Annotated in this window: 23 protein-coding genes; 10 read left to right on the top strand and 13 right to left on the bottom strand. The window is 60.5% G+C overall.

What is annotated here, in order from left to right; translation table 11 throughout:
* Positions 1 to 67: 67 nt before the first annotated feature.
* Entirely contained in the window at positions 68 to 1354 is a 1287-nt protein-coding gene (locus ACXX9E_RS12640; RefSeq protein WP_123465518.1) for an MFS transporter, read from the bottom strand.
* A gap of 159 nt (positions 1355 to 1513) precedes the next feature.
* Here ACXX9E_RS12640 and ACXX9E_RS12635 point away from each other — a divergent pair, with 159 nt between their 5' ends.
* Entirely contained in the window at positions 1514 to 2428 is a 915-nt protein-coding gene (locus ACXX9E_RS12635) for a LysR family transcriptional regulator (protein ID WP_340133375.1), read from the top strand.
* Positions 2429 to 2591: 163 nt separating this feature from the next.
* Here ACXX9E_RS12635 and ACXX9E_RS12630 read toward each other — a convergent pair whose 3' ends face one another.
* Genes ACXX9E_RS12630 through ACXX9E_RS12620 form a run of 3 tightly spaced genes read right to left on the bottom strand, consistent with a single transcriptional unit; the run spans position 2592 to position 4437 of the window.
* The gene (locus ACXX9E_RS12630) at positions 2592 to 3134 is read right to left on the bottom strand and encodes a DUF2937 family protein (protein ID WP_128616348.1); all 543 of its coding nucleotides are present in this window, start codon (positions 3132 to 3134) and stop codon (positions 2592 to 2594) included.
* A 12-nt stretch (positions 3135 to 3146) separates the two neighbouring features.
* Positions 3147 to 3923 carry a class II glutamine amidotransferase gene (locus ACXX9E_RS12625; protein WP_025110635.1) on the bottom strand — a complete coding sequence of 259 codons (777 nt, stop codon included), beginning with the start codon at positions 3921 to 3923 and terminating at the stop codon, positions 3147 to 3149.
* 16 nt (positions 3924 to 3939) lie between these two features.
* Positions 3940 to 4437 (bottom strand): hypothetical protein, encoded by a 498-nt coding sequence (locus tag ACXX9E_RS12620; RefSeq protein ID WP_064586450.1) that lies wholly within the window; start codon positions 4435 to 4437, stop codon positions 3940 to 3942.
* A 236-nt stretch (positions 4438 to 4673) separates the two neighbouring features.
* Here ACXX9E_RS12620 and ACXX9E_RS12615 point away from each other — a divergent pair, with 236 nt between their 5' ends.
* Together ACXX9E_RS12615 and ACXX9E_RS12610 are read left to right on the top strand one after the other, a co-directional pair.
* Positions 4674 to 6728, top strand: a complete 2055-nt coding sequence (locus tag ACXX9E_RS12615) for a S9 family peptidase (protein WP_458555491.1) — start codon at positions 4674 to 4676, stop codon at positions 6726 to 6728.
* A gap of 236 nt (positions 6729 to 6964) precedes the next feature.
* Complete coding sequence (locus ACXX9E_RS12610) at positions 6965 to 7438, top strand: cyclic nucleotide-binding domain-containing protein (RefSeq protein WP_123465510.1); 474 nt, start codon at positions 6965 to 6967, stop codon at positions 7436 to 7438.
* Here ACXX9E_RS12610 and ACXX9E_RS12605 read toward each other — a convergent pair.
* Positions 7435 to 7719: a hypothetical protein gene (locus ACXX9E_RS12605; protein WP_123465508.1), complete on the bottom strand. Its 285-nt coding sequence runs from the start codon at positions 7717 to 7719 to the stop codon at positions 7435 to 7437. The genes ACXX9E_RS12610 and ACXX9E_RS12605 overlap by 4 nt on opposite strands.
* A gap of 80 nt (positions 7720 to 7799) precedes the next feature.
* Here ACXX9E_RS12605 and ACXX9E_RS12600 point away from each other — a divergent pair, with 80 nt between their 5' ends.
* The 4 genes from ACXX9E_RS12600 to ACXX9E_RS12585 all read left to right on the top strand — a co-directional run bounded on the left by ACXX9E_RS12600 (position 7800) and on the right by ACXX9E_RS12585 (position 10045).
* Positions 7800 to 8486 carry a spermidine synthase gene (locus ACXX9E_RS12600; protein ID WP_123465506.1) on the top strand — a complete coding sequence of 229 codons (687 nt, stop codon included), beginning with the start codon at positions 7800 to 7802 and terminating at the stop codon, positions 8484 to 8486.
* Positions 8487 to 8535: 49 nt separating this feature from the next.
* The gene (locus tag ACXX9E_RS12595; RefSeq protein WP_007911336.1) at positions 8536 to 8907 is read left to right on the top strand and encodes a YajD family HNH nuclease; all 372 of its coding nucleotides are present in this window, start codon (positions 8536 to 8538) and stop codon (positions 8905 to 8907) included.
* A 208-nt stretch (positions 8908 to 9115) separates the two neighbouring features.
* The gene (locus ACXX9E_RS12590; RefSeq protein WP_007911337.1) at positions 9116 to 9586 is read left to right on the top strand and encodes an RNA methyltransferase; all 471 of its coding nucleotides are present in this window, start codon (positions 9116 to 9118) and stop codon (positions 9584 to 9586) included.
* A gap of 81 nt (positions 9587 to 9667) precedes the next feature.
* Positions 9668 to 10045, top strand: coding sequence for a YgaP family membrane protein (locus ACXX9E_RS12585; RefSeq protein WP_458555490.1), 378 nt, complete (start codon positions 9668 to 9670; stop codon positions 10043 to 10045).
* A 162-nt stretch (positions 10046 to 10207) separates the two neighbouring features.
* Here the strand turns inward: ACXX9E_RS12585 and ACXX9E_RS12580 are convergent, their stop codons facing one another.
* Both ACXX9E_RS12580 and ACXX9E_RS12575 read right to left on the bottom strand, forming a co-directional pair.
* Positions 10208 to 11437 (bottom strand): hypothetical protein, encoded by a 1230-nt coding sequence (locus tag ACXX9E_RS12580; RefSeq protein ID WP_336346968.1) that lies wholly within the window; start codon positions 11435 to 11437, stop codon positions 10208 to 10210.
* A 35-nt stretch (positions 11438 to 11472) separates the two neighbouring features.
* Complete coding sequence (locus tag ACXX9E_RS12575; protein WP_003222605.1) at positions 11473 to 11922, bottom strand: YcgN family cysteine cluster protein; 450 nt, start codon at positions 11920 to 11922, stop codon at positions 11473 to 11475.
* A 165-nt stretch (positions 11923 to 12087) separates the two neighbouring features.
* Between ACXX9E_RS12575 and ACXX9E_RS12570 the strand changes: the two genes are divergently transcribed.
* Positions 12088 to 12681 carry a nitroreductase family protein gene (locus ACXX9E_RS12570; protein ID WP_123465500.1) on the top strand — a complete coding sequence of 198 codons (594 nt, stop codon included), beginning with the start codon at positions 12088 to 12090 and terminating at the stop codon, positions 12679 to 12681.
* Positions 12682 to 12822: 141 nt separating this feature from the next.
* On the opposite strand, the gene ACXX9E_RS12565 is transcribed toward ACXX9E_RS12570, so the two are convergent.
* The 4 genes from ACXX9E_RS12565 to ACXX9E_RS12550 form a co-directional block, all read right to left on the bottom strand.
* The gene (locus ACXX9E_RS12565) at positions 12823 to 13755 is read right to left on the bottom strand and encodes a D-2-hydroxyacid dehydrogenase (protein WP_123465498.1); all 933 of its coding nucleotides are present in this window, start codon (positions 13753 to 13755) and stop codon (positions 12823 to 12825) included.
* A 105-nt stretch (positions 13756 to 13860) separates the two neighbouring features.
* Positions 13861 to 14154, bottom strand: coding sequence for a YcgL domain-containing protein (locus ACXX9E_RS12560; RefSeq protein WP_122608866.1), 294 nt, complete (start codon positions 14152 to 14154; stop codon positions 13861 to 13863).
* The gene (gene rnd, locus ACXX9E_RS12555; RefSeq protein ID WP_322373941.1) at positions 14151 to 15284 is read right to left on the bottom strand and encodes a ribonuclease D; all 1134 of its coding nucleotides are present in this window, start codon (positions 15282 to 15284) and stop codon (positions 14151 to 14153) included. The genes ACXX9E_RS12560 and rnd overlap by 4 nt, the downstream gene beginning before the upstream one ends.
* Positions 15285 to 15460: 176 nt before the next feature.
* The gene (locus ACXX9E_RS12550; protein WP_458555489.1) at positions 15461 to 17110 is read right to left on the bottom strand and encodes a phosphoethanolamine transferase; all 1650 of its coding nucleotides are present in this window, start codon (positions 17108 to 17110) and stop codon (positions 15461 to 15463) included.
* A 385-nt stretch (positions 17111 to 17495) separates the two neighbouring features.
* Between ACXX9E_RS12550 and ACXX9E_RS12545 the strand changes: the two genes are divergently transcribed.
* A complete protein-coding gene (locus ACXX9E_RS12545) occupies positions 17496 to 18680 on the top strand; it encodes a cyanate transporter (protein ID WP_458556578.1) in 1185 nt (394 codons plus the stop codon).
* 185 nt (positions 18681 to 18865) lie between these two features.
* Complete coding sequence (locus ACXX9E_RS12540) at positions 18866 to 19801, top strand: LysR family transcriptional regulator (protein WP_458555488.1); 936 nt, start codon at positions 18866 to 18868, stop codon at positions 19799 to 19801.
* A gap of 3 nt (positions 19802 to 19804) precedes the next feature.
* Here the strand turns inward: ACXX9E_RS12540 and ACXX9E_RS12535 are convergent, their stop codons facing one another.
* Complete coding sequence (locus tag ACXX9E_RS12535; RefSeq protein WP_458555487.1) at positions 19805 to 20170, bottom strand: 5-carboxymethyl-2-hydroxymuconate Delta-isomerase; 366 nt, start codon at positions 20168 to 20170, stop codon at positions 19805 to 19807.
* Between the two features lie 195 nt (positions 20171 to 20365).
* On the bottom strand, positions 20366 to 21286 hold the full coding sequence (locus tag ACXX9E_RS12530) for a LysR family transcriptional regulator (protein ID WP_123465491.1): 921 nt from the start codon (positions 21284 to 21286) through the stop codon (positions 20366 to 20368).
* Positions 21287 to 21471: the final 185 nt, after the last annotated feature.

The raw sequence follows: 21471 nt of genomic DNA, 5'->3' as shown, positions 1-21471 counted from the left end.
CTGTAGCTTTTTGTCTTTCTATCCGTAGGACAAATGCCCGGTGGGCACTGCCCCCGCAGGTTATCAGTTACTGCGCATCCAGTTGCTTGCCGCGGGTTTCCGGCAGGCTCAACGCCGCCAGGATCACCACCCCGTAGGACACCGCCGCGAACGCGCCGATACCCACGCTCAGCGGGACTTTCTGACTGAGCAAGCCGATCAGCAGCGGAAACAGCGCCGCCAGCGCCCGGCCGATGTTGTAGCAAAACCCTTGGCCCGAACCGCGAATCCGCGTAGGAAACAGCTCGGTGAGAAACGCGCCCATACCGCTGAAAATTCCCGAAGCGAAAAAACCCAGCGGAAAACCCAGCCACAGCATCACGCCGTTGCTGACGGGCATCTGCGTGTATAGCAAGACGATGGTGAACGAGCCGACCGCAAACAGGATGAAATTCTTTTTACGTCCCAACAGGTCGGTGAGATAAGCACTGATCACATAGCCGACGTAGGAACCGACGATCACCATGGCCAGATAGCCGCCGGTGCCGAGCACGCTCAAACCGCGTTCATTCTTGAGGAATGTCGGTAGCCAGGAGGTGATCGCGTAGTAGCCGCCCAAAGCGCCGGTGGTCAACAGGGAAGCGCGGAACGTGGTGAACAGCATGCCGGGGGCGAAAATCTCGTAGAACTTTGCCGAATTCTCCGGGGTTTGCGCAGCCTTGGCCTCGCGATAGATCTCCGGATCTTTCACCAGGCGACGGACGAAAATCACAAAAATCGCCGGCACGATGCCGAGGATGAACAGCGCGCGCCAGGCGTCTTCCGGCGGCAATACCGAGAACAGCAGCGCATACAGAATCGCCGTCAGCCCCCAGCCCAGGGCCCAGCCGGATTGCACCATGCCCACCGCTTTGCCGCGGTCCTTGGCGCGGATCACTTCACCGATCAGCACCGCGCCGGCGGTCCACTCGCCGCCGAAACCGAAGCCCATCAGGGTGCGGGCGATCAGCAGTTGCTCATAGTTCTGGGCGAAGCCGCAGAGGAAGGTGAAGAAGGCGAACCACAGCACCGTCAGTTGCAGGGTGCGCACGCGGCCGATGCGGTCGGAGAGAATCCCGGCCACCCAGCCGCCGATGGCCGAGGCGATCAGGGTGCTGGTGTGAATCAGCCCGGCCTGCCCGGTGCTGATGCCCCACATGGCGATCAGGGTCGGCACCACGAAGCTGAGCATCTGCGTGTCCATGCCGTCGAGGCCATAGCCGATCTTGCAGCTCCAGAACGTGCGACGCTCTTGCTGATTGATGTTGCGATACCAGTCGAACGGCCCCGGACGCGCCGTTGCCGTGGATGCTTCTAGGGTGTCGGGAGCACTCATGGCTTATCTCCGCAGGTTTTTTATTGGTCTTGTTCGTAGCCCCGACGACGCCTATCGTGGGGGCCGGATACGCCGATTTTTGGGCGCGTCGCCCGGCTGCGTCCAACGAATAAAAACCCGCCTTAGGCATAAGAAAAATTTGTCACCCGAGCCGTTGCCATGAATCTGAAGTTTCTCGAGACCTTTGTCTGGGTCGCCCGGCTGAAGAGTTTTCGCCTGACCGCCGACAAGCTGTTCACCACCCAGGCGTCGATTTCCAGCCGCATCGCAGTGCTCGAGGGCGAGCTGGGGGTGAAGCTGTTTTTACGTGATTCACGCGGCGTCAGCCTGACGCCCGAAGGCCTCAAGGTGCTGGACTATGCCGAGCAGATGCTCGACACCATGCAGGCGCTGAAGCACTCGATCGAGACCCGTTCGAGCAAGGTCGGCCGGGTGCGCATCGGGGTGATGGACACGGTGATCCACACCTGGCTCAGCCCGTTGGTGGCGCAGATGACTGATCTGTATCCACGGGTGGAAATCGAGCTGGTGGCGGATACGTCGTTGAACCTCTGCGATCAGTTGCAAAAAGGCTTTCTCGATATCGTCCTGCAAACTGACCTGATCCGCCATGAAAGCGTGCGCAGTCTGGAGCTGGCCAGTCATCCGCTGGGCTGGATCGTCGCCAGTAACTCAATCTACAACCGCGACTACGCCGACCTGGCCGAACTGGCGCAGGAACGGATCATCACCTACTCGAAAAACTCCCGGCCGCATCAGGACCTCCTGGCGCTGATGCAGGCCAACGGCGTGCTGACGCCACGCTTGAATTGCGTGAATTCGGTGTCGGCGATCACGCGGTTGTTGCGTGATGGATTTGGCATCGGCGTGCTACCACCGGTGTTGGTCGCCGAGGAGTTGGCGCGAGGCGAATTGACCTTGCTGGACATTGATCAGCGACCGCCAAATCTGCAGGTGGTGGTGTCTTGGCGGGTGGGGGTTGAGTGGGTCGAGGAAATCGTGACGTTGTGTCAGCAGGTGCTGGGGGACTATGCGCGCAAGGTGGGCGAGAACTACATCACCCTCACTGACTGATCACACCTGTGGTGAGGGGATTTATCCCCGATGGGCTGCGTAGCAGCCCTTAAACCTGCAGCATCAGGTTTATCTGACACACCATAAGGGGGCCGCTTTGCGCCCCATCGGGGATAAATCCCCTCACCACAAAATCCCCTCACTTCAAGGGATTGTGCAGAACTTACAAGCCGCGCACGTCGCGGTCTTCGATCGGCCGGCTCTGGCGCAAACGCCGGCCGCCCAGCACCACCCAGTCAATCAGACGAATCAGGCACTCGATGCCGAACGACAGCAACAACGCCCCGCTCATGCCCCAGATCATCGCCTCTGGCGTCAGCAGGATCTGGTAGCTGTAACCGTTCCAGGTTTCCTTGCGAATGTCGGGATCTGCCGCCAGCACCACCTGCAGAAAACGGATGTACCACGGGCCTTGCATCGCCTGGTATTGCTTGTCCAGCGCGATCTGCCGGTTGAGCAAGGTGCTCAGGCTGTCGGCATCGCTGCGAAACACCGGGTCTTCACTGGCACGGTAATGCGCGACCAGCGCCTGCAAGTCGCCCTTGAAGAACTGCTCGGCAGTACCCTGGAAACCACGCAGACCGGTCTGCGCCTCGATCAGATGCGCCTCGACGCGTTTGGCGTAATCGCTGATGAACCCCGGCACCTGGACACCGATCAACAGGCCCGCCGCAAACAACACCAGCCGTAGATAACTGAGCAACATGGGGTGCAATCCTTATTCGGTCGTGCCCTGGCTGACGCATTCGCCGCGTCGCCACAGGCTCCATTGGCCCGGTTCGTAGCGGGTCCAGGTTTCATTTTCGGTCAAAGGCTCGGTGGCGATCACCGTGACCACGTCGTTGGGCGTGGTTTCGGCCTGGAAATCGACGATCACATCGACGTCCTTGAGCCGTGCCGGACCGAACGGCGCGCGTCGGGTGATCTGTGCCAGTTTGGTCGAGCAATAGCAGAACAGCCAGTCGCCGTCGCTGAGCAGGCAGTTGAACACGCCTTTGCTGCGGTATTCGGCGCACGCGGCGACCAGATCCGGCAACAGCACTTCGATATCGACCGGTTCCGGGAAGGCTGCACGCACGCGGTTGAGCAAATCGCAGAACGCCGCTTCGCTGTCGGTGTCGCCCACCGGGCGGTAGAAACTCTTGATCGGAGTGAAATCGGCGAGCTGGCCGTTGTGCGCGAAACACCAGTTGCGTCCCCACAGTTCACGCACGAACGGGTGGGTGTTGGACAGGCAGACCTTGCCCACGTTGGCCTGACGAATATGGCCGATGACCACTTCGCTCTTGATCGGATAACGCTGTACCAGATTGGCGACTTCCGACTCACTGCTGGCGGCCGGGTCCTGAAACAGGCGCAAACCGCGACCTTCATAGAAGGCGATGCCCCAGCCGTCGCGGTGCGGGCCGGTACGCCCGCCGCGCTGCATCAGGCCGGTGAAGCTGAACACGATATCGGTCGGCACGTTGGCACTCATGCCCAGTAATTCACACATGTGCGGACTCTCGGGATTACAGACGCGGCTCGACCCGCATGCGCTGCGGATTGTTCGGCACCGGCGGACGACCGTAGCGGTCATCACCGGCAGCGCCGAACGGTTGATCGTCGTCACGGTCATCGGCACGCGCCGCCGCTTTGGCGGCCTCGGCCTGCTCGCGACGGGCGCGGGAGGCGCGTTCGATCGGGAAGCGGATCAACACGAAAATCAGGTAGATGCCAAAGGCGATCATGCCGTACATGAACAGGTCGGAAATCGCCCGCCAGGCGTTGTTGCCGACCTTGAAGGCCAGATCCAGCGCAGTGATGGCGATGGACGGTGCAACCTTGGCTTTCACCGGGTCAATGATGGTCGGGCTGAACAGCAACACCGCCATCAGCACCCGCAGCGGCTCGCGCAGCCAGCGCCACATCCAGCGGGTCAGGCGCATCCATACCAACAGGCAGCCTACAGCGGCAAAGGCGTAGAGGCCCCAGGCGATCAGATAGTCGTTCTCGGTCATGGTGTCCATGGCAAGGCAGGCAAAGAGGCGCTTATAGTAACGACTTTTCGTCCGCCAGGCTTGTCCCAATGCCAGACGGCCAGCAGCCAACCTGTGGGAGCGAGCTTGCTCGCGAAAGCGGTGGGTCAGTGAAACAAATGTCATCTGACACGACGCCTTCGCGAGCAAGCTTGCTCCCACAGGGGGCGGTGGCGGTCTCAAGAGCGGCGCCCCCCCTATTTCCGAACATTGTCCGAGAGCCTTCCATGCCCCAATCCGCCCACGTCATCACTGCTCCGATTGCCCACAAGGCGCCCGGTGCCGACCCGTATGCCTGGCTGCAGGAGCGCGACACCGACGCGGTGCTCGACTACCTCAAGGCTGAAAACGCTTATCAGGAAGCACAAACCGCCGACCAGACCGAACTGCGCGAAAGCCTGTTCGAAGAGATCAAGGGCCGGATTCTCGAGACCGACCTGTCCCTGCCCTCGCCGTGGGGTCCGTATCTGTATTACACGCGCACCACCGCTGGCGACGAATACGCCCGGCATTACCGCTGCCCGCGTCCGGCGGACGACAGCCTGACCCTCGACGAAAGCCGCGAGCAACTGCTGCTCGACCCGAACGTGCTGGCCAATGGCGGCTTTTTCTCTCTCGGCGCATTCAGCATCAGCCCGGATCACCAGCGCCTGGCCTACAGCGTCGACGCGTCGGGCGACGAGATCTACACGCTGTTCGTCAAGGAACTGGCCAATGACAAGGTCAGCGAACTGGAATTCGAAGACTGCGACGGCAGCATGACCTGGGCCAACGACAGCCTGACCCTGTTTTTCGGGGTACTCGACGACACCCACCGCCCGCACAAACTGTTTCGCTACCGCCTCGACGGCACCGCCGCCGAAGAGGTGTTCCACGAGCCGGACGGGCGTTTCTTCCTGCATTGCTATCGCTCCAGCTCCGAACAGCAATTGCTGCTGACCTTGGGCAGCAAGACCACCACTGAAGTCTGGGCTCTGGACGCGCATCAGCCGCACCTGGCCTTCACCTGCCTGGCGCCACGGGTCGAAGATCACGAATACGATGTCGACCACGGCATGCTCGATGGCGCATGGACCTGGTTCATCCGCACCAACCGCGACGGCATCAACTTCGCCCTGTATCAGGCGCCGGACACAGGGGTCGCGCCGAGCGAAGCCGACTGGCAGAACCTGATCCCGCACAGCGACACGGTGATGCTCGACGGCGTCACCCTCAACGCCGAGGCCATGACCCTGAGCCTGCGCGAAGGCGGCCTGCCGATCATCGAGGTGCACTCACAGGGTTTGCCCTCGTATCGCGTGCAACTGCCGGATGCGGCCTACAGCCTCTATGTGCAAAACAGCCTGGAGTTCGACAGCGATCGCATTCGTCTGCGCTACGAGGCGTTGAACCGTCCGGCGCAGGTGCGACAGTTGCTGCTGGTCACCGGCGAGCAAACCGTCCTCAAGGAAACCCCGGTGCTCGGCCCGTTCGACGCCGACGCCTACGTCAGCCAACGCCTGTGGGCCACCGCGCCGGACGGCACGCAGGTGCCGATCAGCCTGGTGATGAAGCGCGAAATGGTCGGCAAAGCGGTGCCGCTGTACCTTTACGGTTATGGCGCCTACGGCTCCAGCCTCGACCCGTGGTTCTCCCACGCGCGCCTGAGTCTGCTTGATCGCGGCATGGCGTTTGCCATCGCCCACGTGCGTGGCGGCGGCGAGCTGGGCGAAGCCTGGTACCGCGCCGGCAAACAGGAACACAAGCACAACACCTTCAGCGATTTCATTGCCTGCGCCGAATTCCTGATCCTCAACGGCATCACCACCGCCGAGAAACTGGCGATCAGCGGCGGCAGTGCCGGGGGGCTGCTGATCGGCGCGGTGCTCAATCAGCGCCCGGACCTGTTCGGCGTGGCGATTGCCGAAGTGCCGTTCGTCGACGTGCTCAACACCATGCTCGACCCGGAGCTGCCGCTGACCGTCACCGAATACGACGAATGGGGTAACCCCGAAGAGCCGGACGTCTATGAGCGGATCAAGGCCTACGCTCCTTACGAAAACGTCACCGCGCAGGCCTATCCGGCAACACTGGTGATCGCCGGCTACAACGACAGCCGCGTGCAGTACTGGGAAGCGGCCAAATGGGTGGCGAAACTGCGGGCGACCAAGACCGACGATAACGTGCTGCTGCTCAAGACCGAACTCGGCGCCGGGCACGGCGGGATGAGCGGGCGTTATCAGGGATTACGTGACGTAGCGCTCGAATACGCATTTGTTTTCAAGGTTCTGGGGTTGGCCTGAGGAACTCCGTCGGTCACTTGGGTCTTAATTCCAGACCCTTGTGGCGAGGGGATTTATCCCCGTTGGTCTGCGAAGCAGCCCCAAGAACTGCAAATTCGGTATCTCTGAAGTACCGTATTGGCAGGATTTGCGACTGCTGTGCAGCCGAGCGGGGATAAATCCCCTCGCCACAAAAGCGTGTTCACACGGGATCCGTGTGAGGCCTTGAAATGTGAAAACAAAAAGACCGCAATGACATGTCAGAACCCACTCTACTGAACAACGAAATCCGTGACTGGCTGATGGACTGCGGCCTGTTCGATCAATTGCAGCTGGCGGACTTTGCCGCGGCCTCCGGCTACTTCAGCATCAGCACCGTGGCGCAAGGCGAGGCGATTTTCCACGAAGGCGATGCCGGCAGCTTCATGTGCATCATTCACACCGGGCAGGTCGCGGTGCAGAAAACCGGCGCCGACGGCCAGGTCATCACCATGGCCACCCTGCGCAGCGGCCGCGCCTTCGGTGAAATGGCGGTGCTCGATGGTGAACGACGCTCGGCGACCTGCATCGCCGCGAGCCACTGTCAGTTGCTCAACCTCGGCAAGGACTCGCTGGAAAAAATGCTCAACGACGCGCCGAAGATCGCCGCGAAAATCATCCGCGCCCTCGCCGTTTCCCTGTCGAAACGCCTGCGCATGGCCGACGGCCAACTGGCGGCGCAACAGGTTTAACCGCCAGGGGATTTCGCCTTGGTGCCGCTCGGTTCGATGCCCGGCACCGGTTGATCCTTGCCCGGCGGACTGGGCATTTCGATCGGTACCAGCGGCGGGCTGCCACTGCCGGCACCCGACTTGGGAATGTTGATCGGGGTGATTTGCGGATACGGCGTCGGTGTTGCAGTCCCGGGCGAACCGGGTGACGGCGTCGGGCTGACCGGAATGGTCTGCTGCGCCTGCACTGCAGTAATCGAGAGCGCGGCCAGGGCAATGACCGTTAGAATGGTGCGCTTCATCAAGGGCTCCGTTTGGCCTCTAGTCTGCGCTCAGGCTACTCCCAACGGGCCTGCTTGCCTTCCCCCTTGTAGAGATTTCCATGAAACGTTTCGTTCTGCTCGACACCACGCCGATCCCTGACAACGGTGGCGCCCTGTGCCTGTTCGAGTATGGCGAGGATTTCGTCATCAAGATCCAGGGCGGCGACGGCGGGCAATTGATGAACACGCGCATGCACGGTTCCGAAGATGCGCTGGCCGAGATTCCTTGCCGCAAAGTCGCCGGACGGCCGCACTCGCGGGTGTTGATCGGCGGCCTGGGCATGGGCTTCACCCTTGCCTCGGCGCTCAAGCATCTGGGCAAAAGTGCCGAAGTGGTGGTCGCCGAACTGGTCCCTGGCGTCGTCGAATGGAACCGTGGGCCGCTGGGGGAAAAGTCCGGGCGGCCGCTGCTCGATCCGCGCACGGTGATCCGTCAGGACGACGTGGCCAAGGTGCTGCAAAGCGAGCCGAACGGCTTCGACGCGATCATGCTCGACGTCGATAACGGTCCTGAAGGCCTGACCCAGAAGGCCAACAGTTGGCTGTACTCCGCCGCCGGCCTTAACGCCTGCGCCAAGGCCCTGCGCCCCAAAGGCGTGCTCGCCGTATGGTCAGCCAGCGCCGACCGACAGTTTTCCGACAAATTGAAGAAGGCCGGTTTCAAGGCCGAAGAAGTCCAGGTGTTCGCCCACGGCAACAAGGGCACCCGCCACACGATCTGGATTGCCGAGAAGCTCAAGGGCTGAGCTAAACTCTGCACATATCCGTCATTAGTCTTTTTACAAAGGTGAACCCATGAGTTCGTCCACCCCGACCAACACGTCGAAGCTCGATCGCATCCTTGCCGACAACCAGCGCGACAAGGAGATGGGCTACCGCGACAAGGCCCTGAAGATGTACCCGCACGTCTGTGGCCGCTGCACCCGTGAGTTTTCCGGCAAGCGCCTGAGCGAACTGACCGTGCATCACCGCGACCACAACCACGACAACAACCCGCAGGACGGCTCGAACTGGGAATTGTTGTGCCTGTATTGCCACGACAACGAACACTCGCGCTACACCGATCAGCAGTATTTCAGCGAAGGCTCGCTGAGCACGCCGAAGATCGCCAAGGCCACGCACAACCCGTTTGCTGCATTGGCCGGCCTGATGAAAAAAGAAGACTGAAGATCTTCAGCGCCTGAACAGGCCCAATCGCTGGCAAGCCAGCTCCCACAATGATTTTGGTCGCTCACAAATTTTGTGAACTCCCGAGATACCTGTGGGAGCTGGCTTGCCAGCGATAGGGCCAGAGCAGACACCGCAGATCTCGAATCTGCCCGCCCTCCCCCAATCCCCGTATAATCGCCCTCTTTTTCCCGAAGGCACCCCGCTCGTGGCAGACAAACGTTACAGCTGCATTGGTTTGTACAACCCCAAATCACCGGAGAACGTCGGTTCGGTGATGCGCGCCGCAGGCTGTTACGGCGTGGCATCGGTGTTCTACACCGGCAAGCGCTATGAACGCGCCGCCGACTTCGTCACCGACACCAAGCGCGTGCACTACGACATCCCGCTGATCGGCATCGACGACCTGAAAAAAATCCTGCCGCTCAACTGCGTACCCGTTGCCGTGGAACTGGTCGAAGGCGCCCGCCCGCTCCCCGAATACACTCACCCGGACCGCGCGCTGTACATCTTTGGTCCCGAAGACGGCTCGCTGGATAAAGAGATCCGCGACTGGTGCGAAGACGTCGTGTACATCCCGACCACTGGCTGCATGAACCTCGCCGCCACGGTCAACGTCGTGCTCTACGACCGCATGGCCAAGGGTCTGAATACCCGCTCCGGACCAAAATTCCGCTGAAACGTCGCACATCCGATGGAACGAGCTGAGCGCTGCGGCAGTCAGCTTGTTTATCCATTACTCATTGCCTGGAGAAAGATCATGGCCGAGCTCAAACGCGTCGAACGTATCGAATCCACCCCGTTCCAGAGCCGCTCCGAACAGAACGTCGAAGGCTGGGAACGCATCGGCTCGCTGGCCGGTGGCGTGATCATGGTCGGCAAGGGGCTGCGCCGTGGCGGCGTGTTCGGCCTGATTCAGGTGGCAATTGGCGGCGTGGCGATGGCCCGCGGGATCACTGGGCACAGTTCGATGAAAAGCCTGATCGAGAAGAGTCGTCAGGACATGAACAATGTACGGGCCAAGATCGAGCGCGCCGGGGAAGAATTGAACAAACTCAAGGCCAACGCCGAGGCGGCGACCAGCACCGCCACCGTGACCGGCAACGACTCGGTGATGTCGCCGAAAGCCGGGGTTTGATCAAGGATTTGCGCTGAGGCTTCTGGCCTCTTCGCTGGCAAGCCAGCTCCCACAGTTTCTGTGTCGTTCACCATTTTGATGAACATCCCGAATTCTGTGTCGTTCACTATTTTGATGAACATCCCGAATTCTGTGGGAGCTGGCTTGCCAGCGATAGCGATGTCACTGCAATAACGCGGTATCGAGGACCTTGGAGGACTCGCCCAGAACACTCTCCGCCAGTTGCACAAACCCCTTGGTATCCACCGTCCCCAGATGCATCGCCCCGCGCAGTACATCATCCAGCGAGCGCTTGTTACGCGTCTTCAGGCGAATCTCGCGATCCAGCTCCTGCAGCACCATCACCGCTTTTGAAAGCTGCGCCGGGCTGATCTGCTCGCCGCGCAAGGTCGTCACCTTCTGACTGTCCCTGGCCAACTTCGCCTGCAACGCCTGATAACGCTCATCGCTCATGCCACCCGCGCGGCGCACCAGTTCGATCGCGTAATACTCGGCCAATCCTTCACTGATCCAGTCGCTGCGCTGGGCGTCGTTGATCCGCCCGAACACCTGCGCCAACTCACGCACCAGTGCACTGCTGCCGCTCTCGCTGACCAGCGGCAGCCGCGTGTTCATATAGATGGATTCGTGCGCGCCGAGACTGCCGCGCCACATCGGGTCGTTGGCGCCGACGATCAACAGTTTTTTCGGATGCCGGGGATAGACCGCTTGCACCTGCGGCCAGACGAACGTCAGCAAGGTCAGCACATCCATGCGGCGCATGCCCTGCCCTTGCGGTGAGGCCACGGTAACTTCGGTTTCGCCCAGGCGCGTGCGGCGGCTGCCGAGGTGACCGGCCAGCATCCAGCCCGTCGGGCGGTCGAACAGGCGTGAAGGGTTGTCGATGCGGAATTTGTACTTGCCGATGCGCGGCCAGGCGGTTTCGACGCTTTGCCAGCCGCCGGGCAGTTCGAATTGCAGGCGCGACACCAGCTCGACGCCATCCTGCTGATCGAGCTTGGCCGGCGGCACCAGATCCTCGCCGCGCAGCAGCGCCCAGCTTGGGGTCATGCGCGTGTCGAAGCTGCCGCCCTTGCGACCGTGGCTGACGCTGACGCGGTAGGTCAGACTGGCCTTGTCGCCCGTCGGACGCCAGACGCCCCGGGCCTGTTTGCCCGGGGTCAGCTGCCACTGGCCGTCGGCCTTGAAGTCGCTGTAATGGCTGCCATCACCGAGGTCGAAGTCAAGGCTGCGCACCGCTTCACCTTTGGCCAGGGTCAGGCGCACTTCGGCCTGATCGCTTTGCGGCAACAGGCGCACGTGGTAGTCCAGATCGACTTTCTTCGCTGCCCACACTGGCGCGCTCAACGCCAGCAAGCCCACGCTGAGCGCCCGCCGCAATCCCCCAGCCATACACACTCCTTGGTGAAAGGTGAATCTGCGGGCGCTTAACCGGCCCGGAAAATCAGGTGATCTTCCCAGTCATCCTCCGGCACACTGCCTTCGGCGAGCATGCGCCCGGACTGGGAAATCCGTTCGTGGTGCACCGCGTCGCGATCACCGCACACCAGGTGGTGCCACAACGGCAGGTCCTTGCCTTCGCTGACCAGCCGATAACCACAGGTCGGCGGCAACCACTTGAATTCTTCGGCCTGGCCCGGGGTGAGCTGGATGCAGTCCGGGACAAACTTGATGCGGTTCGGGTAATCGCTGCACTGGCAGGTTTTCAGGTCCAGCAGTTTGCAGGCGATGCGCGTGTAATAGACGCTGTTGTCTTCTTCATCCTCGAGCTTTTGCAGGCAGCACAGGCCGCAGCCGTCGCACAGCGATTCCCATTCCTCGTGATCCAGTTGATCGAGGGTTTTGCGTTTCCAGAACGGTTCGACTTTGGCGGCCATGGCTCAAGCATCAACATCAGGTGGTGAAAAGGCCGCCAGTCTAGTGCCCCCGGCCTTGCGGGCCAAGCGCTGGCGACTGTCGGTAAATCCCGCTTGTCAGGCAAATCACCGCCCAGTAGGGTTCTGCCAAGAATTCATGACTCAAACACAGCAAGGAATCTTTTGATGAGTGCCAACCCTCGCGTTGCCGATTACGCCATTCACCCGCAATTCACCGACCGCTGGTCGCCGCGCGCGTTTACCGGCGAAGCGATCCCGGAAGAAACCCTGCTGAGCTTCTTCGAAGCCGCACGCTGGGCACCGTCGGCTTATAACTCGCAGCCGTGGCGTTTTCTCTACGCGCGTCGCGATACGCCGAACTGGGCGCGTTATCTGGGTCTGCTCAATGAATTCAACCGCAGCTGGGCGCAACACGCTTCGGCGCTGGTGATCGTGATTTCCAAAACCACGTTCACCGCACCCGGCGCCAGTGAAGAGACGCCGGCGCTGTGGAGCACGTTCGACACCGGTTCGGCCTGGGGCCATCTGGCACTGCAAGCGAGCATCAGCGGCTGGCACACCCACGGCATGGCCGGTTTCGATCAGGAACTCACACGCAAGGAGCTGAATATCCCGGAAGGTTATGCGCTGCATGCAGCAGTCGCGGTTGGCAAGCTGGGTGACAAGGCAACGCTGGCCGAGTACCTGCAGGCCCGTGAAGAGCCGAGCCCGCGTCGTCCGCTGAGCGAGCTAGTGGCTGAAGGCGACTTCACCCTTTAAGCCATACTGCAAAAACCACTGTGGGAGCTCGCCTGCTAGCGATTGCGGTGTGTCAAACAACATCCATGTTGACTGACACTCCCTGATCGCCAGCAGGCTAGCTCCCACAGGTTTTGTGCATCATTCAAGTGAGCGGTGGATTTAATATCCGCGGTTGAAATCCACTTCGCCGCGCAACGCCTCGCCGGCCTGATACGCCTTCAGGTTGTCGACAAACAGCTGCACCATCAACGAAGGCGAAGTCGGCGCCGAACTGTGGCCGGTCAGCAACAAACCCCAGGCCGTCCAGAACGGATGGCGTTGTGGCAGCGGTTCCTGGCGGCAGACGTCGATCACCGCGCCGGCCAGATGGCCTTCTTTCAATGCTTCGACCAGATCCGCATCCACTACAGCCACACCGCGCCCGACGTTGATGAACAACCCGGTCGGTTTGAATTGCTTGAACAGTGCCGCGTCGTAGATATCGTGGGTGTGCTCGGTGTTGGGCAGCAGATTGACTACGTAATCCACCTCGCCCACCAGCCGTGGCAGATCCGCCAGCGCCCCGACTTCGACGAACGGCGCCTGTTCGCGGGCGCTGCTGGCGATGCCGTACAACTCGACGCCAAACGGCAGCAGGAACTGCGCCACGCTCTGGCCAATGTCGCCGGTGCCGACGATCAGCACCTTGCGCCCGACCAGGCTCTGACCGGTGCGGTTATCCCACTTGCGCTCGACCTGGCTGACCAGACGCGCCAGCACTTCACGTTCATGACCGAGCATGTAGGTCAGGACGTATTCGGCCATCACCTGACCGAAAATCCCCACCGCACGGGTCAAGCGGTAATCGCGGCGCAAACCGTCGGCCAGCAACGGCGTGATGCCGGCCCAGGTCGACTGCAGCCACTGCGGTTGATGCCCCTGGCGCAACAGGGTCGCGAGCAGATCCGGCTGCCCCAGCCACACCGGGCAATCGGCAGCCTGTCGGGCCAGTTCGGCGGAGTCGCCGCTGGTCAGTACTTCCAGTTCCGGAGCTGCCTGACGCAGCAGCCGGGCGTATATCGCGTGGTCGTGTTCAGCAATCAGAACGCGCATCTTCAAACCTTTCGCAAACCGTGCAGACGGCCACCGGAGTAAGGGTGGCCATCGCGGTAAAAACAGTTCCAGGGTTACCCGAGGCCCAGAACAGGGCCTGGCAGATCAGACCGGATCGTTGCGTCGCAGCAACTCTTCGGGCAAGTGTTCGATGTATTCGTCCTCGGCCGGCGGCATCTGCAGGTGATAGCCCTGCTTGTCGAGGTTTTCCAGCACTACGACGATGTCTTCGCTGGCCAGCTTGCGCTCGGGCGACAGCACCAGATCGAAGGCGTGCTTCGGTTTGCCGAAGGCCAGCATCAATGCTTCCGGCACACGCTCGAGCGCATCGCTCTTGAGCACGTAAAGGTACATGCCGCTGCGCTTGGAGCTTTGGTAAATGGAGCAAATACGTTTCAAGGCTGTTCTCCGGCGGTGGCCAGGCTGTCGAGCAGCTTCTGGCCCATCAATTCGCGGCGCCAGCCACGCAGCGAATCAGGCAATTGGTAAGGCCCCTCGGGGTAGCCGCTTTTGACCAGCGCCTCGAGGGTTTTCTTGCGCAGCATCAGTTCCGGGGCGATGCCCAGACGCTCGGCCTCGGCCTGGCCCAATGCGCGCAGTTGTTTGATCAATGCTGCGGCTTCGATCGGCAATGGCTCCGGTACGGCGGGCGGCCATTGATCAGGCCCCACACTGCCAGAGCGCTTGATCAGATCAAGCAGAAATTGGCCGTCCTGACGCACGGTACGCGGGTGCATGTCTTCGATCTTGCCCAACGCCGCGAGGTTGTCCGGTTGCGTGCGGGCCAGCGGCCACAGCGAATGCTCGCGGACGATGCGGTTACGCGGCAGATCACGGGCGCGGGCTTCCTTTTCCCGCCAGGCACACAGCTCACGCAGAACCGCCAGTTGCGCACGGGACAGTTTCCACGCCAGTTTGGCCTCGCGATAAACCTCGTAAGGATCGGTTTCGCGGCGCAGGTTGGCGACCAGTTCCGCGCCGTCCTCCAACACCCAGGCGAATTTGTCGTCAGACAGTTTTGGCCGCAGTTGTACGAAAACCTCCGCCAGATGCACGGCATCTTCGGCGGCGTAGCTGATTTGCGTGTCGGACAACGGGCGCTGCAACCAGTCGGAACGGGTTTCGCCCTTGGGCAGTTCGATGCCGAGCACTTCCTGCACCAGCCGCGAATAGCCCATCGAGAAACCGAGGTTCAGGTATGCGGCAGCCAATTGGGTGTCGAACAGCGGTGCCGGCAGGCTGCCGGTCAGGCGCAACAGGACTTCGAGGTCTTCGCTGCACGCGTGCAGCACCTTGAGCACTGCCGGGTTTTCCAGCAACGCAGCCAGCGGTTGCCAGGCGTTGATGGTCAGCGGATCAATCAGGTAGGCGCGCTTGCCGTCACCGACCTGCAACAGACCGGCAATCGGGTAGAAGGTGTCGACCCGCATGAATTCGGTGTCGAGGGCAACGAACGGCAGCTGCTGCCACTCGGCGCAAAACTGCGCGAGGCTTTCGTTGTCGCGAATCCAGTGAATATCGATAGCCACACGGCTCTCCCTTGAAGAATGGCGCGCAGTATATATCGCCACCGGCGATTTACGCGCCTGCGAAGGGCAAGAGCTGTAACGAAATGTCCTGCCAAGGAAAAAGAATAGTCTGACAGCGAGAACCGACAGATCTGTATCTGTAGAAGGTGCCGAAGGCTGACGGGGTGCGCCGCGCCTCAGTCCTTGGCCAGCACGCCGTCGATCACCGCGCCACGACAGCCGGCGAACATGTCCAGGCCCGGTCGATAAACCGAACTCTTGATTTCCAGCAGCCCCAGCATCGAGTGGAACAGATTGTCCTGGCTCAGAGGTGTGTCGCGGTTCATCTGCAGACAGTGCGTGTCGAGCGAATAAGCCTTTTGATAGTTGTCGGAGAACCAGGCCAGCATCGCCACATGTTTCTGTTGGTCCGGCGCCAGCATATACGGCGTGCCGTGCAGGAACAGGTTGTACTCGCCCAGCGACTCGCCATGATCCGACAGGTACAACATGGCGGTGTCGACTTTGTCCTGATTGCTGCGCAACACATCGATCAGGCTCGCCAGCACATGGTCGGTATAGACCAGCGTGTTGTCGTAACCGTTGACGATGCTTTCGCGGCTGCAATTGTTCAGCGCATTACTTTCGCACACCGGCGTGAAGTGTTCGTACGCCTTCGGATAACGCTTGAAGTATTCCGGACCGTGGCTACCCATCTGGTGCAGCACCAGCACGGTGTCCTTGTCCAGATGCTCGATAAAACCCTGCAGACCTTGCAGGAGAATTTCATCGCGGCATTCGCTGTTGGCGCACAGAGAAGGGTCTTTCATATTGCTGACGTCTTGCAGGGTGACCCGGTCGCAAGTGCCTTTACAGCCGGACTGGTTGTCGCGCCAGATCACGTCGATCCCGGCATGTTTGAGCACGTCGAGCAGGCCTTCTTCGTTCTTCGCCTTGCTGGCGTCGTAATCCTTGCGGCCCATGTTGGAAAACATGCATGGCACTGAAACGGCGGTTTCCGTGCCGCAGGAGTGCACATCGGTGAAGGCGATCAGCCCGGCTTCCTTGTCCAGTTTTGGTGTGGTGTCACGGTTGTAACCGAGGATGCCGAAGTTTTCTGCTCGTGCACTTTCGCCCACGACCAGGACGGTCAGGGATTTGCGCAGCGGATGTTGCCGTGCCGGATTACGTTGCGCGTCCTCACCGATTTTGACGAATGGCTGCTGCGCCGAGACGACTTGCTCGCGCAAGTAACCGGCCAACGCGCCAATGTAATTGCTGGGCACCAGCATCAAGCGGATTTCATGGTGATTGCGAAACAACGAAGACAGCCCTTGATAGTTGGCCAACGCCACACCACCGATAACTGCAACTGACGCCATAACCACAATAACTTTATAGAGTAACTCTCGATGCCAGCGACGAAAGTTAACAGGGACTTTCCACAACAACCAGGACGGTAAAACACCCAACAAAACAATATAGGCAAACAACTTCAACGACAGCAAGTCACGCACTTCCGTCGCGTTGGTTTCGGCGAAGTTGCGGAACATGCCCGCATCCATCATTACGCCATACTGGCTCATGAAATAAGCCACGCCGGCGCTGATCAGAAAGATCAGTGTCAGGATCGGTTTGAGCAGCGGCCGGAAGGCAAAAAAGGTCAGTACGATGTTGAAAGCCGCCAGGATAATCACCCCGAAAGCCACGCGCATGACGATGCCTTCGCCATCGGCTGCAGTGATCTCGAACAGATGTTGCCACAGCACAAGATTGAAACCGGCCAGAAGAAAGGCACTGGCAATCAACGTCACCCATTCCGGGCGCACGGTTTTTAACTTCAACATAGAGACGGGCAGTTCCTGAAAAGAGGAACCCTGGTTAATTGTGAAAAATTCATTAACCAAGGCGCGACAAACTCTAGGCAGCCCCCCATCAATTTTCTGTGAAAAAGACGCCAACGATTAGTTGGCTAGCGCTAATTCGTCAGAACCTGTCAGGCATTTGAGAACGATTCAGTTTTGACGCAGTAAACACTCCGTGCAGGCGCGGCCAAAGTTTATGTTTTTTTGATCTGGACCTGTAAAAGCAAGATCAACAGATCGCAGCCTTCGGCAGCGCCTGCAGGGTGTGTGGGGTATTTGATTTTTAGGTGGGTTCGTGGATTTTCTGGTTTGCTCGACCGTTGCCGCCACGCGCCTAATCCTCAGTCCCCGTGTCAAAGGTCTGAAGATGGAAAACATCCGCGCCACCTCACGCCCCGCTGTCGGGCTGATGCTCGCCATCGCTCTGGTTGCCCTTAACCTGCGCCCGTCAATGGCGGCGGTCGGCCCGCTGTTGTCGGCGATCCGTGGCGACATTGCGCTCAGCTTCAGCCTCGCGTCATTGCTGACGATGCTGCCGGTGACAGCCATGGGCTTGGGGATGTTTTTCGGCCTGAGCATCGGTCGGCGCCTGGGTGAACGGCGCACGGTCATGCTGTCGCTGCTGATCATCGGCCTGGCAACGCTGTCGCGCTGGTTCATCGACTCGGCCGCAGAACTGATTGTCGGCGCAGTGCTCGCCGGTTTCGGCATTGCGTTGATCCAGGCATTGATGCCGGCACTGATCAAATCGCGGTTTGCGGACAACGTTGCCCTGTACATGGGCCTGTATGTCACCTCGATCATGGGCGGCGCAGCGATTGCCGCCTCGTTCGCCCCGCTGGTGATGCTGCAGACCGGAAGTTGGCGCGCGGGCCTGGCGATCTGGGCAGCACTGGCGCTGCTGGCGTCGATGCTCTGGTGGGCGCAACGCGCAAACCTGCCGCACGCCATGCCCGAAACGCACAAGCAAGAATCCTTTTTCCGTCATCCTCGCGCCTGGTTACTCGCCGTCTTCTTCGGTCTGGGCACGGCGTCCTACACCTGTGTGCTCGCCTGGTTCGCACCGTACTACGTGGAACAAGGCTGGAGCGAACAACACGCCGGGCTGCTGTTGGGTTTTCTGACAGCCATGGAGGTCATTGCCGGCCTGCTGGTGCCCGCTATCGCCAACCGCAGCCGGGATCGACGCTGGGTGCTGAAGGGCCTGCTGTTGCTGATCATTGCCGGATTTTGCGGCCTGACGCTCACCCCTCATCACCTGAGCCTGCTCTGGCCGTGCCTGTTGGGCCTGGGCATTGGCGGATTGTTTCCGATGAGCCTGATCGTCTCCCTCGACCACTTCGACCACCCGCAACGCGCCGCCAGCCTGACCGCTTTCGTGCAAGGCATCGGCTATCTGATTGCCGGTCTCTCGCCACTGCTGGCCGGGACAATCCGCGATCGACTGGGCAGCTTCGAATGGGCCTGGTGGTCACTGACCGCGGTCATGGTCATGATGTGGCTGATGGCACGGCGCTTCGATCCGCGCCACTACGCACGCCAGTTCCATTGAGCAAGCTAGAGGCCTCTGGCCATCTTTTCGCGGTTTGCCGGACGACGTCGTATTGCTAAAAGTTTCTGTCCCACAACTGAACGTGAATTGTCCCACGGGGGTTTCTCCTGGCACCATCGTTCCGTTAGGATCATTCGCACACGTTTGCGCGGATTCAGCGCAAGGAGCACAGCGAGACGGAACGGATGCTGAATAGTAACTTGCTTCGAAAGCTCGACATGCAGGATCTCATGGTGTTTATCGCCGTGTATGAGCAAAGCAGCGTCACCGATGTCTCGGAAACGCTGTTTGTCAGTCAGTCCACAGTCAGTTACTGCCTGAAAAAACTGCGCACCAGTTTCGAAGACGAACTGTTCATCAATACCCGCACCGGCATGCGCCCGACCTACAAGGCCTGCAGCATGTACAGCCATGTGCAGAAGATCCTCGAAAGCATCAACCTGTGCCATGCCGGTGCAGCGGCCTTCGATCCGACCCGGCAAGCGGTCACCTTCAACATCTGCGCTCCGGAATACTTCGAACAACTGATCCTGCCACGACTGTTGAAGCGCTTCGACTTCGATGATTTGCCGGTGATGGTCAACATGCACAAGTTCGAAACCGACGTACCGGCCGACGAGTTACGCGACGGCAGCCTCGACCTGGTGATCAGTTTCGGCCCCAACTTCCATCGCTCTCACGCCGACCTCAAGTCACGGATGCTGCTGGAAGATGATCTGGTCTGTGTCTTCGACAAGCGCGCCACGCCACTGGAACCACGCCTGAGCCTGCAAGCCTTTACCGAACGCCGGCATGTGTTCCCGACACCGTGGACGTCCACCACCAACATGGTCGACGGTTGGCTCGCTCGCCAGGCGCAGAAACGTCAGATTGTTGCGCGCTCGAACAGCTATAGCGCGGCGTTGAAGATGATCACCGGCACCGACTTCATTCTCACCCTGCCGCGCCGCATTCAACGCCTGCTGACCAACGATGCGGTGTTCAAACACTGTGAGGCGCCGAATGGTCTGCCGGGCTTCACCCTCGACATGCAGTGGAGCCAGAACGCCGATCAGGACAGCGCCAACGTCTGGCTGCGCGAGCAGGTGATCAAGGTGTGCAGCGAACTGGAAGTGGCCTGAGCCTTACACGCCGATGGCCGTTTTGCTGTAGGACTCGCGATCAATGTCGAGCAGCTCGACACACAGCTGCACCTCAACCCCGGCCGGCCATTCGCACAGGTCCTGCAACACCGCCAGGAGGCTCTGGGACAACTGTTTCTTGATCTCCGGCGAACGGCCACTGAGCATCGCCAGTTTCACATACACAAACGCACGCTCGCCCATGACCGTGCCGACCTTGAAGGTCTCGACCTTGACTGCCCGGCTCTTGATATCGAATTCCGCCGTGAACTGACCGGACCCCACCAATGTGTTGTTGAGCCGGATCAACGCAACGTCGGCATTGAGCTGCGGCAGATTGGCGGTGTATTCCATGTGCAGGTGTGGCATCGCAAGACTCCAGTGTGGCGACAGAAAGGTCGTACATATACCACAGCGGCGTCCTGCTCTCCTGCGCGACTTTTCGTCAATCTGTCGCCCCTACCCTTGCAGGAGCCGCCGGAGGCCGCGATCTGTTGATCTTGCTTTCAACACAAAAGGCAAGGATTGCAGCCTTCGGCAGCTCCTGCGGAAAAGCGCTCGCCCTCAGGACACGCTGAGCGGCCGCTCGCTCATGAAGGCCTCCAGCCGTGAGCGCAGCCAGCGTTCTGCCGGGTCGCTGTCGACGTGACTGAGCCAGACCATCGACAGGTCCAGCGTCGGCGTCTTGAACGGAAACGGCTCCTTGAACAGCAGCCCCGACGCGGCCATGGCCTCTGCGGTGTAATCCGGCAGGCTGGCGATCAGGTCGGTGCCGGCCAGCAATGCCGGCAAGGCGCTGTACTGCGGCACCGACAACACCACCTGCCGGGTACGCCCGAGCTCCGCCAGCCATTCGTCCGCGAATCCGCTGACGTTGGCGGTGTGAGACACCAGTACGTGCGGGCGGGCGCAATATTCATCGAGAGTCAGCGGCGTATCAGAGGCGTCGGCCCGCAGAATGCTCGGCTGAATGTGCCGCAACAATTTGCGCTTGGCGTTGGCCGGCAGGCCACGGGTCTGACTGATGCCGACGGTGATGTCGCCGGCAGCCAGCAAATCGGGAATTCGCCAGTAATCGACATGTTGCACGACAAACACCACATTCGGCGCCTCCTGACGCAGCGCGCGCAACAGCGGCGGCAACAGGCCGAACTCGACATCATCGGACAGGCCGATGCGAAAGGTCATGGTGCTGACGGCCGGATCGAAGTTGCGCGTCAGGCTCAGCGCCACCGACAGCGAATCCAGCGCAGGCTTCAGATGACGAAAGATATCCTCGGCACGGGCCGTCGGTTCCATGCGGTGCCCCACGCGGATGAACAGCGGATCGTTGAGCATCGTACGCAGCCGGTTGAGCGCCGAACTGATGGTCGGCTGGCCGAGAAACAGCTTCTCCGCCGCCCGCGTCACATTGCGCTCAAGCATCAGGGTCTCGAACACCACCATCAGGTTGATGTCGGCCTTGCGTAGTTCATTGCGATTCATCCCTTGCTCCCCGATCCCCAGATAGCCGGCAGTGTAGAAAGGCCTTGGGGGCGGCGTCCATCGCCACGATGGATCCGCTCACTGTCTAACACTTCGAGGTTTCTGGGTCGCACCTTTCAGAAACATCCGCCAACCATTGGAAACAATTGCCCAATAGCCAAAAACCTCGCCTGCGCTAGGCTTGC

The organism is Pseudomonas sp. GNP014 (genome assembly GCF_054344005.1).
The sequence above is the reverse complement of the archived record's forward strand: the minus strand, read 5'-3'. Positions and strand labels throughout refer to the sequence as shown.

Coding starts and splice junctions, on each gene's coding strand:
- ACXX9E_RS12610 (WP_123465510.1), top strand. CDS start 6,965: ATGTCAGAACCCACTCTACTGAACAACGAAATCCGTGACTGGCTGATG.
- ACXX9E_RS12535 (WP_458555487.1), bottom strand. CDS start 20,170: ATGCCACACCTGCACATGGAATACACCGCCAATCTGCCGCAGCTCAAT.
- ACXX9E_RS12595 (WP_007911336.1), top strand. CDS start 8,536: ATGAGTTCGTCCACCCCGACCAACACGTCGAAGCTCGATCGCATCCTT.
- ACXX9E_RS12630 (WP_128616348.1), bottom strand. CDS start 3,134: ATGTTGCTCAGTTATCTACGGCTGGTGTTGTTTGCGGCGGGCCTGTTG.
- ACXX9E_RS12540 (WP_458555488.1), top strand. CDS start 18,866: ATGCTGAATAGTAACTTGCTTCGAAAGCTCGACATGCAGGATCTCATG.
- ACXX9E_RS12550 (WP_458555489.1), bottom strand. CDS start 17,110: ATGTTGAAGTTAAAAACCGTGCGCCCGGAATGGGTGACGTTGATTGCC.
- ACXX9E_RS12570 (WP_123465500.1), top strand. CDS start 12,088: ATGAGTGCCAACCCTCGCGTTGCCGATTACGCCATTCACCCGCAATTC.
- ACXX9E_RS12580 (WP_336346968.1), bottom strand. CDS start 11,437: ATGGCTGGGGGATTGCGGCGGGCGCTCAGCGTGGGCTTGCTGGCGTTG.
- ACXX9E_RS12585 (WP_458555490.1), top strand. CDS start 9,668: ATGGCCGAGCTCAAACGCGTCGAACGTATCGAATCCACCCCGTTCCAG.
- ACXX9E_RS12600 (WP_123465506.1), top strand. CDS start 7,800: ATGAAACGTTTCGTTCTGCTCGACACCACGCCGATCCCTGACAACGGT.
- ACXX9E_RS12640 (WP_123465518.1), bottom strand. CDS start 1,354: ATGAGTGCTCCCGACACCCTAGAAGCATCCACGGCAACGGCGCGTCCG.
- ACXX9E_RS12565 (WP_123465498.1), bottom strand. CDS start 13,755: ATGCGCGTTCTGATTGCTGAACACGACCACGCGATATACGCCCGGCTG.
- ACXX9E_RS12575 (WP_003222605.1), bottom strand. CDS start 11,922: ATGGCCGCCAAAGTCGAACCGTTCTGGAAACGCAAAACCCTCGATCAA.
- ACXX9E_RS12545 (WP_458556578.1), top strand. CDS start 17,496: ATGGAAAACATCCGCGCCACCTCACGCCCCGCTGTCGGGCTGATGCTC.
- ACXX9E_RS12625 (WP_025110635.1), bottom strand. CDS start 3,923: ATGTGTGAATTACTGGGCATGAGTGCCAACGTGCCGACCGATATCGTG.
- ACXX9E_RS12635 (WP_340133375.1), top strand. CDS start 1,514: ATGAATCTGAAGTTTCTCGAGACCTTTGTCTGGGTCGCCCGGCTGAAG.
- ACXX9E_RS12530 (WP_123465491.1), bottom strand. CDS start 21,286: ATGAATCGCAATGAACTACGCAAGGCCGACATCAACCTGATGGTGGTG.
- ACXX9E_RS12605 (WP_123465508.1), bottom strand. CDS start 7,719: ATGAAGCGCACCATTCTAACGGTCATTGCCCTGGCCGCGCTCTCGATT.
- ACXX9E_RS12620 (WP_064586450.1), bottom strand. CDS start 4,437: ATGGACACCATGACCGAGAACGACTATCTGATCGCCTGGGGCCTCTAC.
- ACXX9E_RS12615 (WP_458555491.1), top strand. CDS start 4,674: ATGCCCCAATCCGCCCACGTCATCACTGCTCCGATTGCCCACAAGGCG.